Origin of the sequence: Teichococcus rhizosphaerae, from assembly GCF_002631185.1 — a bacterium.
Taxonomy (GTDB): Bacteria; Pseudomonadota; Alphaproteobacteria; order Acetobacterales; family Acetobacteraceae; genus Pseudoroseomonas; species Pseudoroseomonas rhizosphaerae.
The window spans coordinates 216030-230946 of the sequence record NZ_PDNU01000001.1 but is presented as its reverse complement, the minus strand read 5'-3'; the positions used below and the strand labels follow the sequence as shown (position 1 = coordinate 230946).

Here is a 14917-nt window from a genome sequence, read left to right as displayed (position 1 = left end):
CCCAGGCTCCAGGAGCCGAAAGCCGAGGGAGAGACAGCATGACCGCCTCCGCCTTCCCCCGCCGCGCCGCCCTGCGACTGGGCGCCGGGCTGGTAGCAGCAGGCGCGGGCGCGCCGGGCCGCCCTGCCCTGGCGCAGTCCGCCGCCCGCACGCTGCGCTTCGTGCCGCACACCAACCTGCAGACGCCGGACGCGCTGCAATCCAGCACCCTCATCTCGCTCAACGCGGCCAGCGCCATCTGGGACCAGCTCTACGGCCTGGACAGCAAGCTGCAGCCGCGCCCGCAGATGGCGCAGGGCCACGAGCTTTCCGCGGACCGGCTGCGCTGGCGCTTCCGCCTGCGCGAAGGCCTGCGCTTCCACGATGGCGAGGCGGTGCGCGCGGCCGATTGCGTGGCCTCCATCCACCGCTGGTCGCAGCGCGACCTGTTCGGCAAGCGCCTCGCGGCCCAGCTCGACGAGATGCGCGCCACCAGCGACACGGAGTTCGAGATCCGGCTGAAGCAGCCCTACAATCAGCTGCTCTACGGCCTTGGCGCCACCGCCTGCTACATCATGCCCGAGCGCGTGGCGCGGACGCCCGCCACCACCACCGTCACCGACTTCACCGGCAGCGGGCCCTTCGTGTTCCGGCGGGAGGAATGGGTCTCCGGCGCCTCCGTCGTGTTCACCCGCAACGAGAGCTACGTCCCGCGCGACGAGCGCCCCGACATGTGGGCCGGCGGCAAGGTGGCGAAGCTCGACCGCGTCGAGTGGCGCATCATGCCCGACCCTTCCACCGCCATATCGGCCTTGCAGACGGGCGAGGTGGACTGGCTGGAACGGCCGCTCGCCGACCTGCTGCCGCTGCTGCGCGGCCGGCGCGGGCTGGATGTGAAGACGATCGACCCGATCGGCGTCTGGGCCGAGCTGCGCCTGAACGACAGCGTGCCGCCCTTCGACAACCCCGCGATGCGCCGCGCCCTGTTCCCGGCGCTGCGGCAGGTGGACTACATGCAGTCGCTGGTGGGCGACGACCCCTCGCTCTACCGCACCGGCGTCGGCGCCTTCCTGCCCGGCTCGCCGGCGGCGAGCGAGGCCGGGCTGGAGGCCGTCACCGGCGAGCGCAGCATCGAGCGCGCGCGGCAGGCGGTGAAGGCGGCCGGCTACCAGGGCGAGACCATCATCCAGATGGCGGCCACCGACATCTCCTCCGCCGCCGCCATGTCGCCGGTGGCGCAGCAGATGCTGCGCGAGATCGGCCTCAACGTCGATTACCAGAGCGTGGACTGGGGGACGCTGATCAGCCGCGCCAACGCCTCGGGCTCTGCCGAGCGGGCGAACTGGCACTGCTACTGCACCGGCTGGGCGGGGCTGTGGGTTTCCAACCCCGGCAGCCACCTGCATCTCTACGGCACCCGCCCCAACCCGCGCATGGAGGCGCTGCGCGATGCCTGGTTCGACGCGGCCGACGCCGCCGAGCAGCGCCGCATCACCAGCCAGATGCAGGCCATCGCCTTCGAGGAGCCGCCCTTCCTGCCGCTCGGCCAGTATTTCACCCCGCAGGCCTACAGCACGAAGCTCTCGGGCTTCGTGCCGAGCCCCATCGCCCTGTTCTGGAACCTCGAGAAGGCGGCCTGAGGAAACCGCCACGGCCTGGCCGGCGCGCGGCCCGATTGACGCCGCCGCCGCCCCGCCCGAGATTCCGGCGACAGCCACCGCCGCAGGACGAGACATGACCGACATCCAGCCCCCCGCCGCCGTCCACGCCGCGACGCTGACGCTCGACACGCATGTGGACATCCCCTGGCCCGAGACGCCCGATCCGCGCGGCGAGACGAATCGCTGCGTGGACTTCCCGAAGATGCGGGCGGGTGGGCTGCGCGCCGTGGTGTTCGCCGCCTACCTGCCGCAGGGACCGCGCACGCCGGAAGGGCACGCGGCCGCCGCCCGGCGCTGCGAGGCGATGCTGCGCGCCATCCGCGCCACGGCCGGCGGCGAGGACCGCCGCATCGTCAGCCGCGCGGCCGAGCTGGAGACGCTGCGGGAAAGCGGGAAGTTCGGCGTGATGCTGGCGGTGGAGAACGGCTACGGCATGGGCGAGGACCTGTCCCGCCTGGCGCTGTGGCGCGGCCTCGGCGCCTGCTACGTCACCCTCACCCATAACGGCCACAACCTGCTGGCCGACAGCGCCATCCCCCGTCCCGATCTCGGCGACGGGCCGGTGCTGCATGGCGGCCTTTCCAGCCTCGGCCGCGAGGCGGTGGCGGAGATGAACGCGCTCGGCCTGCTCGTCGATGTCAGCCACGTCGCCAAGAGCGCCATGCTGCAGGCGGTGGAGATCTCGCGCGCGCCGGTGGTGGCGACGCATGCCTGCGTCCGCGCGCTGCGCGACCACCCGCGCAACCTCGACGACACGCAGATGGACGCGCTGCGCGCCAGCGGCGGGCTGATGCAGATCACCGCCGTGCCCGGCTTCCTGCGCGGGCCAGGGCCGGACGGCAAGGTGCGCGCCCGCGTGGCGGACATCGCCGACCATGTGGACTACGCGGTGCAGCGCATCGGCATCGCCCATGTCGGCCTGTCTTCCGATTTCGACGGCGGCGGCGGCGTGGAAGGCTGGATGAGCGCGGCCGACAGCGCCAACCTCACCGCCGAGCTGCTGCGCCGCGGCTATGACGCGGAGGCCGTCGGGCTGCTCTGGTCGGGCAACTTCCTGCGGGTGATGCGGGCGGCGGAGGCGGTCTCCGCGGCCGGATGAGGCGGCGGCCCTCCTAGCCCAGCTCGAAGCTCGCCACGCCGAAGATCTCGCCCACCGCCAGGCGGGGCGCGGGGCCGGCATACATGCGCGCCGTCTCGAACACGGGCGCCATGCCGGCCTCCCTGGCCAGCGCCACGGCGGCCGCGTTGGGCTCGGGCAGGTCCAGGAACACCGGCCCGGGCGCATCGCCGGCCAGCGCGTTGAACAAGGCCCGCGCGAAGGGCGCCGCCGCCGCCGTCAGCGGGCCGATCTTGCTGCCCTCCCGGCAGGGGCGCCGCACGCCGAAGCCCCGCGCGGCGCCCGCCTCGTCCAGCACCGCGAGGGCCTGGTGGCCCGGCGCGTCCAGCCAGGCGCGCAGGAATTCCTCGCGCGGCGCCGGAAAGACGCGCGCATCGAGCGCCGCCAGCACTGCGAAGGGAACCTCCGCCGCCGGCACCACCCTGCCCGATGCCCCCGGCACCGCGCGCGGCGCCCCGGCGGCATACCGCACGTTGCGCCAGGCCAGCGCGAAGCCGGAGCGCGCGTAGTTCGCCTGCTGCGCCACCACGCCATCCAGCCCCACCACGCGCCCGGCGAGACGCTCCATGCCCGCCCGCCAGAGCGCGATGCCGATGCCTCTCCCGCGCCATTCCGGCCGCACGATATAGAAGCCGATGAAGCCATGCCGCGCGCCCTGCCGCAGGGCCGCGATGCAGGCCACGGGCTCGCCCGCCACCTCACCCAGCAGGAAGCCGCCAGGGTCGGCGGCATGGAAGGCGGCGGCATCGGCGAGGCCGGGGTTCCACCCCTCCTCGGCCGCCCAGTCGAGCAGCAGCCCCATCTCCTCGGGCCGCGCGACGCGGATGGCGGGGGTCATGCCGAGAGCCTCCGCATCGCGGCGCGGAAGGCGGCGGCGATGGGCTCCGCCGCAACGTGCCGCCCCTCCCGCACCACCACGCGACCTCCCGCCACCACCTGCCGCACCGGATTGCCCTGGCCGCTGAACACCCAGGCATCGAGCAGCTCGTCGCCCCGGCGGCCGCACAGCGCGGGGTGCCCGTCGTCCAGCGCCACCAGGTCGCAGCGCCGGCCGGGCGCGATGGCGCCGACCGCCCGTCCGCTGGCCTGCGCGCCGCCCGCCAGCGCCGCCTCCAGCAGGTTGCGGCCGGGATGCGGGTGCGCCGCGTCGGTCGCGATGGAGCGGTGCTGCCATGCCAGCCGCTGGCTGGTCTCGAGCTGCCGCATCTCGTCGCGCGGCGAGGTGCCGACATGGCTGTCCGTGCCGAAGCCGAGAAGCCCGCCCGCCGCGCGATAGGCCGGCAGGCCGAAGATGCCGTCGCCGAGCGAGGCCTCCGTGCTGGGGCAGAGCCCCGCCACCGCGCCGCTCCGCGCCAGGGCGGCGGCCTCCTCCTCCGTCATGTGGGTGCAGTGGATCAGGCACCAGCGCGCATCGAGCGGCATGTTGCCCAGCAGCCATTCCACCGGGCGGGCGCCGGTGGCGGCGAGGCATTCCGCCACCTCGCGCCGCTGCTCGGCGGCGTGGATGTGGATGGGACCCTCGAAGCGGGCGCACTCGGCCAGCATTTCCGGCGTCACCGCGCGCAGGGAGTGCGGCGCGAGGCCGAGCCCCGCCTGGGCGTCGCCCGCGATGGCGCCCCGGATGCCATCGGCGATGCGCCAGAAGCCGTCGAGGTCGTTGAGAAAGCGCCGCTGCCCCGGCACCGGCTCCTTTCCGAAGATGCCGCCATGCCGGTACAGGCTGGGCAGCAGGGTGATGCCGATGCCCGTGCTGCGCGCTGCCGCCAGGTGGCGCAGCGCCATCTCCGCCGGCTCGTCATAGGGCGTGCCGTCCGGCTGGTGGTGCAGGTAGTGGAACTCGGCGAGACTCGTAAAACCCCATTCCAGGCATTCGGCGTAGAGCTGCGCGGCCACGGCTTCCGCGTCCTCCGGCGTGAAGCGGCCGACGAAGCGGTACATCGTGGTGCGCCAGGTCCAGAAGGAATCCTCGCCCCCCTCCGCGTCGCGCGCCTCGGGCGGCGAGCGGCGCTCGGCATGCCCGGCCATGGCGCGCTGGAAGGCGTGGGAATGGAGGTTCGGCACGCCGGGGATCACCACGCCCGGCAGAAGTTCCGCCCCCTCCGGTGCCGCCCCCGCCAGCACGGCGGAGATGCTGCCGGCCGCATCGGTCTCGATGCGCACGTCGCGCGCCCAGCCATCGGGAAGCAGGGCGGCGGGGGCGAAGTAGGAGGTCATGCCGGGAAGCCTTCTCACGACGATGGAGCGCATCGTCTTTCCAGTTGACTGGACTTGTCAAGACAACCATGCTCCGCACCATGCAAGCCGCCGGACGCCCCGCCCTGCTGCCGACCCCCAGCCCGGCGACGCCGCGCTACCAGCAGATCAAGGCCTTCATCCTCAGCCGCGTCGCCAGCGGCGAATGGGGCGCGGAGGACCGGGTGCCCTCCGAGCATGAGCTGGTGAGGCTGACCGGCGTTTCCCGCGTCACCGTCAACCGCGCGCTGCGCGAGCTGGCCGATGCGGGGCTGCTGGTGCGGGTGCAGGGCGTGGGCACCTTCGTCGCCGGCGCCAAGCCGCAATCCAACCTGCTGGAGCTGCGCGACATCGCCGAGGAGATCGGCGAGCGCGGCGGCACGCACGGCGCCGAAGTGCTCTCGCTCGGCCGCCTGCGCGCCGATGCGGCCATGGCCGCCGCCTTCGGCCTGCCCGAACGAGCAGAACTGTTCGAGGTGCGGCTGGTGCACCGGGAGGATGGCGTGGCCGTGCAGTTCGAGGAGCGCCTCGTCAACCCGGTGATCGCTCCGCGCTTCCTGGAGCAGGACTTCACCCGCATCACGCCCTACCGCTACCTCACCTCCTGCGCGCCGCCCGAGCGGGTGGAGCATGTGGTGGAAGCCACCCGCCCCGCCCCCGAGATCGCCGCCGCGCTGGACATTCCGCCCGACGAGCCCTGCCTGCTGGTCCACCGCCGCACCTGGTCGTGGCGCGTGGTGGCGACGCGGGCCTTCCTCACCCATCCCGGCACGCGCTACCGCCTCGGCAGCGCGCTCGACTGACCCGCATCGGAAGAGACAGACCCATGTCGCAGACCCGGTTCCGCAACGCGCCCGCCATCCGCGCCCCGCGCGGGGACACCCTCACCGCCCGCCACTGGACCACCGAGGCGGCGATGCGGATGCTGATGAACAACCTCGACGACGAGGTGGCCGAGCGCCCGGGCGAGCTGGTGGTCTATGGCGGCATCGGCCGCGCCGCGCGCGACTGGCAGAGCTACGAGACCATCCTCTCCGTGCTGAAGCGGCTGGAGGAGAACCAGACGCTGCTGGTGCAGTCCGGCAAGCCGGTGGGCGTGTTCGAGACGCACAAGGACGCGCCGCGCGTGCTGATCGCCAACAGCAATCTCGTGCCGGCCTGGGCGAACTGGGAGCAGTTCAACGCGCTCGACCGCGCCGGGCTGATGATGTACGGCCAGATGACGGCGGGCTCCTGGATCTATATCGGCAGCCAGGGCATCGTGCAGGGCACCTACGAGACCTTCGTGGAGGCCGGGCGCCAGCATTTCGGCGGCGACCTCGCCGGGCGCTGGATCCTGACCGGCGGCCTCGGCGGCATGGGCGGCGCGCAGCCGCTGGCGGGCGTGTTCGCCGGCGCCTCCGTGCTGGCGGTGGAGTGCCAGCCCTCGCGCATCGAGAAGCGGCTCGAGACCGGCTATCTCGACAGGCGCGCCACCTCGGTCGATCAGGCGCTGGCGATGATCGGCGCCGCCTGCATCGAGAAGAAGCCTGTCAGCATCGGGCTTCTCGGCAACGCGGCGGAGATCTTCCCCGAGCTGGTGAAGCGCGGCGTGGTGCCCGACATCGTCACCGACCAGACCAGCGCGCACGACCCCGCCAACGGCTACCTCCCCGCCGGCTGGACGCTGGCGGAATGGGAAGCGAAGCGCGAGAGCGACCCGAAGGCCGTGGCGGCGGCGGCGAAGAAGTCGATGGTGGCGCATGTGCAGGCGATGCTGGACTTCCAGCGCATGGGCAGCGCCGTGCTCGACTACGGCAACAACATCCGCCAGATGGCCAAGGATGAAGGGCTGGAGGGCGCCTTCGGCTTTCCGGGCTTCGTGCCGGCCTATATCCGCCCGCTCTTCTGCCGCGGCGTCGGCCCCTTCCGCTGGGCCGCGCTGTCCGGCGACCCGGAGGACATCCGCCGCACCGACGACAAGGTGCGCGAGCTGATCCCCGACGACAGGCACCTGCACCGCTGGCTGGACATGGCGCGCGAGCGCATCCGCTTCCAGGGGCTGCCGGCGCGCATCTGCTGGGTGGGCCTCGGGCAGCGGCACCGGCTCGGCCTCGCCTTCAACGAGATGGTGGCGCGCGGCGAGCTGAAGGCGCCCATCGTCATCGGCCGCGACCACCTGGATTCCGGCTCCGTCGCCTCGCCCAACCGCGAGACGGAGGCGATGAAGGACGGCTCAGACGCCGTGTCCGACTGGCCTTTGCTGAACGCGCTGCTCAACACCGCCTCCGGCGCCACCTGGGTTTCGCTGCACCATGGCGGCGGCGTCGGCATGGGCTATTCGCAGCACGCCGGCATGGTGATCGTGGCCGATGGCACGGAGGACGCGGCGCGGCGCCTGAAGCGCGTGCTGTGGAACGACCCGGCCACCGGCGTCATGCGCCATGCCGATGCGGGCTACGACATTGCCATCGACTGCGCGCGGGAACAGGGGCTGGACCTGCCGATGCTGGGAGATGCCCGGTGAGCGACATCCGCCGCATCGCGCCCGGCCAGGCGACGCTGGCCGATCTGCGCGCTCTCCTCGAAGGCGCCGCGCTGGAACTGCCCGAAGGGTGGGAAGGCGTGGTGCAGGCCTCCGTCACCGCGCTGGCGGCGCGCATCGCCACGGGCGAGGCGCTCTATGGCGTCAACACGGGCTTCGGCAAGCTGGCCAGCCAGCGCATCGGCACCGAGGACCTGGCGCGGCTGCAGCGCAACCTGCTGCGCAGCCACGCTGCCGGCACCGGCGCCTTTCTCCCCGCGCCGGTGGTGCGGCTGATCCTGGCGCTGAAGGCGCTCTCCCTGGCGCGCGGCGCCTCGGCGGTGCGGCCGGAGGTGGTCTCCACACTGCTCGGGCTGCTGCGCGCGGGCGTGCTGCCGGCCATTCCCGCCAAGGGCTCGGTCGGCGCCTCGGGCGACCTCGCGCCGCTGGCGCACATGTCGCTGGTGCTGATCGGCGAGGGCGAGGCCTTTGTCGGCGACGAGGTGCTGCCCGGCGCCGAGGCGCTGAGGCGCGCCGGCCTCGCGCCGCTGGAGCTGGGGCCGAAGGAGGGGCTGGCGCTGCTGAACGGCACGCAGGTCTCCACCGCCCTCGCTCTCGCCGGACTGTTCGCCACGGAATCGCTGTGGCGCAGCGCGCTGGTGGCGGGTGCCATGAGCGTCGATGCGGCGCGCGGCTCGGACACGCCCTTCGACCCGCGCATCCACGCGCTGCGCGGCCAGCCGGGGCAGATCCGCGCCGCCGCCGCGCTGCGCGCCCTGCTGGAGGGCAGCGCCATCCGCGAAAGCCACCGCACGGGCGACAGCCGCGTGCAGGACCCCTACTGCCTGCGCTGCCAGCCCCAGGTGATGGGCGCCTGCCTCGACCTGCTGGACCACGCCGCCGCCGTGCTGGAACGCGAGGCCAACGCCGTGACCGACAACCCGCTCGTCACCGCCGAGGGCGAGGTGCTGTCGGGCGGCAATTTCCACGCCGAGCCGGTGGCCTTCGCGGCGGACACCATCGCCCTGGCGCTGGCCGAGATCGGCGCGCTGTCCGAGCGCCGCATCGCCCTGCTGACCGACCCGGTGCTGTCCGGCCTGGCTGCCTTCCTGGTGCGCGAGGGCGGGCTGAACTCGGGCTTCATGATCGCGCAGGTCACGGCGGCGGCGCTGGCCAGCGAGAACAAGTCCCTCGCCCACCCCCGCAGCGTGGACAGCCTGCCCACCAGCGCCAACCAGGAGGACCACGTCTCCATGGCCACCGGCGCGGCGCTGCGCCTGGCGGAGATGGCGGACAACACGGCGGGCATCCTGGCCGTCGAGTTCCTGGCGGCGGCGCAGGGCATCGGCTTCCACCGGCCCCTGGCTTCCTCCGCCGTGCTGGAAAAGGCCCTGGCGGAGATCCGCGCGGTGGCGGCGCCCTGGGACGAGGACCGGCACATGGCGCCCGACATCGCCGCGGCGAAGCGGCTGGTGGAACACGGGGCGTTCGCCACCCTCGCCAACTGAAACAGCAGCCCGCCCGCATCAGCGCAGGACACACCGATGAGCGGCTTCGACCATGTCTGGCTCAACGCCAACCTCGCCACCATGGACGGGCCGGCCGAAGCGCCGCTCGGCATCGTCGAGGACGGGGCCGTCGCCACGCGCGGCGGGAGCATCGCCTGGGTGGGAAGGCGCGCCGAGCTGCCCGCGCATGCGGCGGCGGTGACCGATTGCGAGGGCGCCTGGATCTTCCCCGGCCTGATCGACTGCCACACCCATCTCGTCTTTGGCGGCAACCGCGCAGGCGAGTTCGAGCAGCGGCTGGAAGGCGCCACCTATGAGGAGATCGCCCGCGCGGGTGGCGGCATCTTCTCCAGCGTGCGCGCGACCCGGGCGGCCAGCGAGAACGCGCTGCTGGAGGCCGCCCTGCCCCGGCTGCGCGGGCTGATGGCGGAGGGCGTCACCACCGTCGAGATCAAGTCCGGCTACGGGCTGGACCTCGAATCCGAGATGAAGATGCTGCGCGTGGCCCGCCGCCTCGGCGCCGAGCTGCCGGTGGAGGTGGTGACCTCCCTGCTCGCCGCCCATGCGGTGCCGCCAGACCATCCGGGCGGCGCCGAAGGCTACACCGATTTCGTCGCGCGCGAGGCCATCCCCATGGCCGCCGCCGCCGGGCTGGCGGATGCGGTGGACGCCTTCTGCGAGCGCATCGCCTTCTCCCCCGCGCAGACGGAGCGCGTCTTTGCCGCCGCCCGCGCCGCCGGCCTGCCGGTGAAGCTGCACGCGGACCAGCTTTCCGACCTTGGCGGGGCGGCGCTGGCCGCGCGCTTCGGCGCCCTGTCGGCCGACCATCTGGAATATGCCGGCGCCGAGGGGCTGCGCGCCCTGGCGGAGGCCGGCAGCGTCGCGGTGCTGCTGCCGGGCGCGACCTACTTCATCCGCGAGGCCAGGCACCCGGACATCGCGGCGATGCGCGCGGCGGGGCTGCGCATGGCGCTCTCCACCGACATGAACCCGGGCTCCTCCCCCGCCCGCTCGCTGCTGCTGATGCTGAACCTGGGCTGCACCCTTTACCGGCTGACCGTGGCGGAGGCGCTGCTCGGCGTCACCCGCCATGCCGCCGCGGCGCTCGGACTGCATGACCGTGGCGTCCTGCGCCCGGGCCTGCGGGCGGACCTGGCGCTGTTCCGCATCGGCCGCCCGGCCGAGCTTTGCTACTGGATCGGCGGCAACCCCTGCATGGGCCGCGTGGTGGCGGGCCGCGCACGCTGACTTTTTCCCGCCCCCCCTGAAAGCGGAAGCATGCCGCCGGCGTAGCGGGGTGTCGTGAAACCGGAGAAGTGCTTTCCGTTACTTTCTTCAGGGGGTTATCGGGCGCAACCTTCTGTCGGAGGCCCTGGTCCTGCCGCAGCGGCATTGCGCCGCCTGTGAAACGAGATGACGTTTAACCGAATTTAGGTTAATCGATATATTGCACCGCAGCATCAAGGGCTTGGCTATCGCCTGGCGCTTGCAGTCGGACCATTCGCCACGTATCTCGGCCTTGCGTCTCCGCCAATTCCGAGCGGTGGCGGGCAGAATGGAGCAGCCGGATGGTCCAAGGCGCCGAAGCGGGCACCACCAAGCGTCGCGGCAAGGCAAAGTCCCCTCCCACGGGGCGGGACGGGCTTTCCCGGGAGCAGCTGCTCCAGGCCTATCGCGACATGCTGCTGATCCGGCGCTTCGAGGAGAAGGCCGGCCAGCTCTACGGCATGGGGCTCATCGGCGGCTTCTGCCACCTCTATATCGGCCAGGAGGCGGTGGTGGTGGGCATGCAGATGTGCCTGCAGCCCGGTGACCAGGTCATCACCTCCTACCGCGACCATGGCCACATGCTGGCCACCGGCATGGAGGCGCGCGGCGTGATGGCGGAGCTGACCGGGCGCTCTGGAGGCTACTCCAAGGGCAAGGGCGGCTCGATGCACATGTTCAGCCGCGAGAAGGGCTTCTATGGCGGCCATGGCATCGTGGGCGCGCAGGTCTCGCTCGGCGCCGGCCTCGCCTTCGCCAACATGTACCGCGACAACGGCAATGTCTGCCTGACCTATTACGGCGACGGCGCGGCCAACCAGGGCCAGGTGTTCGAGAGCTACAACCTCGCCGCCCTGTTCAAGCTGCCGGTCGTGTTCATCATCGAGAACAACAAGTACGGCATGGGCACCAGCGCCGACCGCGCCTCGGCCTCCAAGGACCGCTCGAAGGATGGCAGCCCCTGGGGCATCCCCGGCGAGCAGGTGGACGGCATGGACGTGGAGGCGGTGAAGGCCGCCGGCGAGCGCGCCGTGGCGCACTGCCGCGAGGGCCGCGGCCCCTACATCCTGGAGATGAAGACCTACCGCTACCGCGGCCACTCCATGTCCGATCCGGCGAAGTACCGCACGCGGGAGGAGGTGCAGAAGATGCGCGAGCAGCATGACTGCATCGAGACCGCCCGCAAGAAGCTGCTGGATGGCGGCCTGCCGGAAGCCGAGCTGAAGACGATCGACGACGAGGTGAAGCGCATCGTCGCCGATTCCGCCGAATTCGCCCAGACCTCGCCCGAGCCCGACGAGAGCGAGCTGTGGACCGACGTGCTGCTGGAGGCCCGCTGACCATGGGTGCGACGATCCTGATGCCCGCCCTTTCCCCCACCATGACGGAGGGGAAGCTGGCACGGTGGCTGAAGAAGGAAGGCGACACCGTCGCCGCCGGCGACATCATCGCCGAGATCGAGACCGACAAGGCCACCATGGAGGTGGAGGCGGTCGATGAGGGCGAGCTGACCAGGATCCTGGTCCCCGAGGGCACCGAGAATGTCGCGGTGAACTCCCCCATCGCCGAGATCGACGGGGGCGATGGCGGCGCCGGCACCTCCGCCTCCGGCCCGCAGCAGCCCGTCTCCAACGCCACCCAGGCCGGCGGCGAGACCGCCGAGGTGGCGAAGGAGGCCGAGGACCACGCCGCCGTCGCCGCCAAGGGCACCGAGCAGCGGCCCGAGACGGACGCGCAGCCCAAGGCCCCCGCGCAGGAGGGCGAGAAGGACTGGGGCGAGACCAGGCCGATCACGGTCCGCGAGGCGCTGCGCGACGCCATGGCGGCCGAGATGCGGCGCGACGACAAGGTGTTCCTGATGGGAGAGGAGGTCGCCCAGTACCAGGGCGCCTACAAGATCAGCCAGGGCCTGCTCGACGAGTTCGGGCCGAAGCGCGTGATCGACATGCCGATCACCGAGCACGGCTTCACCGGCATGGCGGTGGGCGCGGCCTTCACCGGGCTGAAGCCGATCGTCGAGTTCATGACCTTCAACTTCTCGATGCAGGCCATCGACCAGATCGTGAACAGCGCCGCCAAGACGCTGTACATGTCCGGCGGCCAGCTCGGCTGCCCGATCGTGTTCCGCGGGCCGAACGGCGCGGCGGCGCGGGTGGCGGCGCAGCACAGCCAGGACTACGCCTCCTGGTACGCGCATGTCCCGGGCCTCAAGGTCGTGGCGCCCTGGTCGGCGGCGGATGCCAAGGGCCTGCTCCGCGCCGCGATCCGCGACCCGAACCCGGTGGTGTTCCTCGAGAACGAGATCCTCTACGGGCAGACCTTCGAATGCCCGGTGGACGAGGACTTCATCCTGCCGATCGGCAAGGCGAAGATCGAGCGGAAGGGCAAGGACGTCACCATCGTCGCCTATTCGATCGAGGTCGGGCTGGCGATGCAGGCGGCCGAGAAGCTGGCCGAGCAGGGCATCGAGGCCGAGGTCATCAACCTCCGCTCGATCCGCCCGCTGGACATCGACACCATCGTGGCCTCCGTGAAGAAGACCAACCGCCTCGTCACGGTCGAGGAAGGCTGGGCTTTCAGCGGCATCGGCTGCGAGGTGGCCATGCAGGTGATCGAGCACGCCTTCGACCACCTGGACGCGCCGCCGGTGCGGGTCGCCGGCCTCGACGTGCCTATGCCCTATGCGGCGAACCTGGAGAAGCTGGCATTGCCCACGGTCGAGCACGTGATCAACGCCGCCAAGCAAGTCACCTATCGGAAGTAAGGGGAAGCGGGACCATGGCGACCAACATCCTGATGCCCGCCCTCTCCCCCACCATGACCGAGGGGAACCTGGCGCGGTGGCTGAAAAAGGAAGGCGAGGCGGTCAAGGCCGGCGACGTGATCGCCGAGATCGAGACCGACAAGGCCACCATGGAGTTCGAGGCCGTCGATGAGGGCATCCTCGGCAAGATCCTGGTGCCGGAGGGGACCGAGGGGGTGAAGGTGAACGCCCCCATCGGTATCCTGATCGAGGAGGGCGAGGAGGTGCCGGCCGATGCCGGCGCCAAGGCACCCGAGCAGGTGGCGCCGAACCGCCCCGACGACGCCTCCGCCGCGCAGGCGAAGCAGGAGGCCACGCCGCAGGGCAAGCCGGCCGCCGCACCCGAGCCGAAGGCCGCGCCTGGGCCGAAGGCCGCGCCGGCGGAGAAGCCCGCCCAGGCCGCGTCCGGCCAGGAGGACCGCGTCTTCGCCTCGCCGCTCGCGCGCCGCATGGCGCAGCAGGCGGGGGTCGATCTCGCCGGCATCCAGGGTTCCGGCCCGAACGGCCGCATCGTGAAGGCCGACATCGAGGCGGCCGCCGGCAAGCCGGGCCAGGCCCCCGCCGCCGCCGGAGCCGCCGCCCCCAAGGCCGAGGCCGCGCCCGCCGTGGCCGCCACCCCAAAGGCCCCTGCCCCTGCCCCCGCCATCACGGCGCCGCACACCGCCGTGCCGAACTCCTCCATGCGCAAGGTCATCGCCAAGCGCCTGTCGGAGAGCAAGGCGACGGTGCCGCACTTCTATGTCTCGATGGACATCGAGCTGGATGCGCTGCTGAAGCTGCGGGCGGACCTCAACGGCCGCGCGCCGAAGGAAGGCCCCGGCGCCTTCAAGCTCTCGGTCAACGACCTGATCATCAAGGCCGCCGCGCGGGTGCTGCGCCAGTTCCCGAACGTCAACGCCTCCTGGACCGACGACGCGATCATCCAGTACCACGACGTGGACATCTCGGTGGCCGTGTCTATCCCGGACGGGCTGATCACGCCGATCGTCCGGAAGGCCGACCAGAAGGGCCTCGCCGCCATCAGCAACGAGATGAAGGACCTCGCCGCCCGCGCCAAGTCCGGCAAGCTCAAGCTGGAGGAGTTCCAGGGCGGCAGCTTCAGCATCTCCAACATGGGGATGTATGGCGTGACCAGCTTCTCGGCCATCATCAACCCGCCGCAGGGCGGCATCCTCGCCGTCGGCGCCGGGCAGCAGCGGCCGGTGGTGCGGGACGGAGCGCTCGCCATCGCCACGGTCATGACCTGCACCCTCTCGGTCGATCACCGCGTGGTGGATGGCGCACTGGCCGCCGAGTGGATGGCCGCCTTCAAGAAGGTGGTCGAGGACCCGCTGAGCCTGATGCTGTGAGCGGAAGCCCCGGCTTCACGCTGCGCGAGGCGAGGCCGCGCGACGCCGAGGCGGTGCTCGCCATGGTGCGCGGCCTCGCCGCCTACGAGAAGCTGGAGCACGAGGTCGTCGCCAGCGCGCAGGACTATTACGGCGCGCTGGCGACCCGCCGCATCCAGGGGCTGATCGCCGAGATCGACGGCGAGGCGGTGGGCGTCTGCCTCTGGTACGAGACCTTCAGCACCTTCGCCGGCCGCGCGGGCATCTGGGTGGAGGACGTGTTCGTGGCGCCGGAGCACCGGCGCCACGGCATCGGCCTCGCCTTCTTCCGCGCCCTGGCGCGGCGGGCGGTGGCCGAGGGCCATGCCTGGATGGAATGGAACGTGCTCGACTGGAACGAGCCCGCCATCGCCTTCTACCGGCGGATCGGCGCGGTCGGGCGCGAGGAATGGACCGATCAACGCCTCTCCGGCGACGCGCTGAAGGCGCTCGCCGGCTGAAGGCCCCGCCCGAAGGGACC

12 protein-coding genes are annotated in these 14917 nt (G+C 71.9%); 10 read left to right on the top strand and 2 right to left on the bottom strand.

Annotation, left to right across the window (positions count from 1 at the left end):
• The first annotated feature begins 38 nt into the window (after nt 1-38).
• Together CR162_RS01040 and CR162_RS01035 are read left to right on the top strand one after the other, a co-directional pair.
• Entirely contained in the window at nt 39-1619 is a 1581-nt protein-coding gene (locus tag CR162_RS01040) for an ABC transporter substrate-binding protein (RefSeq protein WP_099093674.1), read from the top strand.
• Nucleotides 1620-1713: 94 nt separating this feature from the next.
• Nucleotides 1714-2739: a dipeptidase gene (locus CR162_RS01035; RefSeq protein WP_099093673.1), complete on the top strand. Its 1026-nt coding sequence runs from the start codon at nt 1714-1716 to the stop codon at nt 2737-2739.
• 13 nt (nt 2740-2752) lie between these two features.
• Here the strand turns inward: CR162_RS01035 and CR162_RS01030 are convergent, their stop codons facing one another.
• Both CR162_RS01030 and CR162_RS01025 read right to left on the bottom strand, forming a co-directional pair.
• A complete protein-coding gene (locus tag CR162_RS01030) occupies nt 2753-3595 on the bottom strand; it encodes a GNAT family N-acetyltransferase (protein ID WP_099093672.1) in 843 nt (280 codons plus the stop codon).
• Complete coding sequence (locus CR162_RS01025; protein ID WP_367604082.1) at nt 3592-5004, bottom strand: formimidoylglutamate deiminase; 1413 nt, start codon at nt 5002-5004, stop codon at nt 3592-3594. The genes CR162_RS01030 and CR162_RS01025 overlap by 4 nt, the downstream gene beginning before the upstream one ends.
• Before the next feature lie 47 nt (nt 5005-5051).
• Between CR162_RS01025 and hutC the strand changes: the two genes are divergently transcribed.
• From hutC to CR162_RS00985, 8 genes are all read left to right on the top strand, one after another.
• Nucleotides 5052-5792, top strand: coding sequence for a histidine utilization repressor (gene hutC, locus CR162_RS01020; protein ID WP_099093722.1), 741 nt, complete (start codon nt 5052-5054; stop codon nt 5790-5792).
• A gap of 23 nt (nt 5793-5815) precedes the next feature.
• On the top strand, nt 5816-7495 hold the full coding sequence (gene hutU / locus CR162_RS01015; RefSeq protein ID WP_099093671.1) for a urocanate hydratase: 1680 nt from the start codon (nt 5816-5818) through the stop codon (nt 7493-7495).
• Nucleotides 7492-9000 (top strand): histidine ammonia-lyase, encoded by a 1509-nt coding sequence (hutH, locus tag CR162_RS01010; protein ID WP_099093670.1) that lies wholly within the window; start codon nt 7492-7494, stop codon nt 8998-9000. The genes hutU and hutH overlap by 4 nt, the downstream gene beginning before the upstream one ends.
• A gap of 36 nt (nt 9001-9036) precedes the next feature.
• Nucleotides 9037-10248 carry an imidazolonepropionase gene (hutI, locus tag CR162_RS01005; protein ID WP_099093669.1) on the top strand — a complete coding sequence of 404 codons (1212 nt, stop codon included), beginning with the start codon at nt 9037-9039 and terminating at the stop codon, nt 10246-10248.
• Between the two features lie 320 nt (nt 10249-10568).
• Nucleotides 10569-11606, top strand: coding sequence for a pyruvate dehydrogenase (acetyl-transferring) E1 component subunit alpha (gene pdhA / locus CR162_RS01000; protein ID WP_281254937.1), 1038 nt, complete (start codon nt 10569-10571; stop codon nt 11604-11606).
• Between the two features lie 2 nt (nt 11607-11608).
• Nucleotides 11609-13030: a pyruvate dehydrogenase complex E1 component subunit beta gene (locus CR162_RS00995; RefSeq protein ID WP_099093668.1), complete on the top strand. Its 1422-nt coding sequence runs from the start codon at nt 11609-11611 to the stop codon at nt 13028-13030.
• 14 nt (nt 13031-13044) lie between these two features.
• Nucleotides 13045-14418: a pyruvate dehydrogenase complex dihydrolipoamide acetyltransferase gene (locus tag CR162_RS00990; protein ID WP_099093667.1), complete on the top strand. Its 1374-nt coding sequence runs from the start codon at nt 13045-13047 to the stop codon at nt 14416-14418.
• Nucleotides 14415-14897: a GNAT family N-acetyltransferase gene (locus tag CR162_RS00985; protein WP_245870051.1), complete on the top strand. Its 483-nt coding sequence runs from the start codon at nt 14415-14417 to the stop codon at nt 14895-14897. The genes CR162_RS00990 and CR162_RS00985 overlap by 4 nt, the downstream gene beginning before the upstream one ends.
• Nucleotides 14898-14917 lie beyond the last annotated feature (20 nt).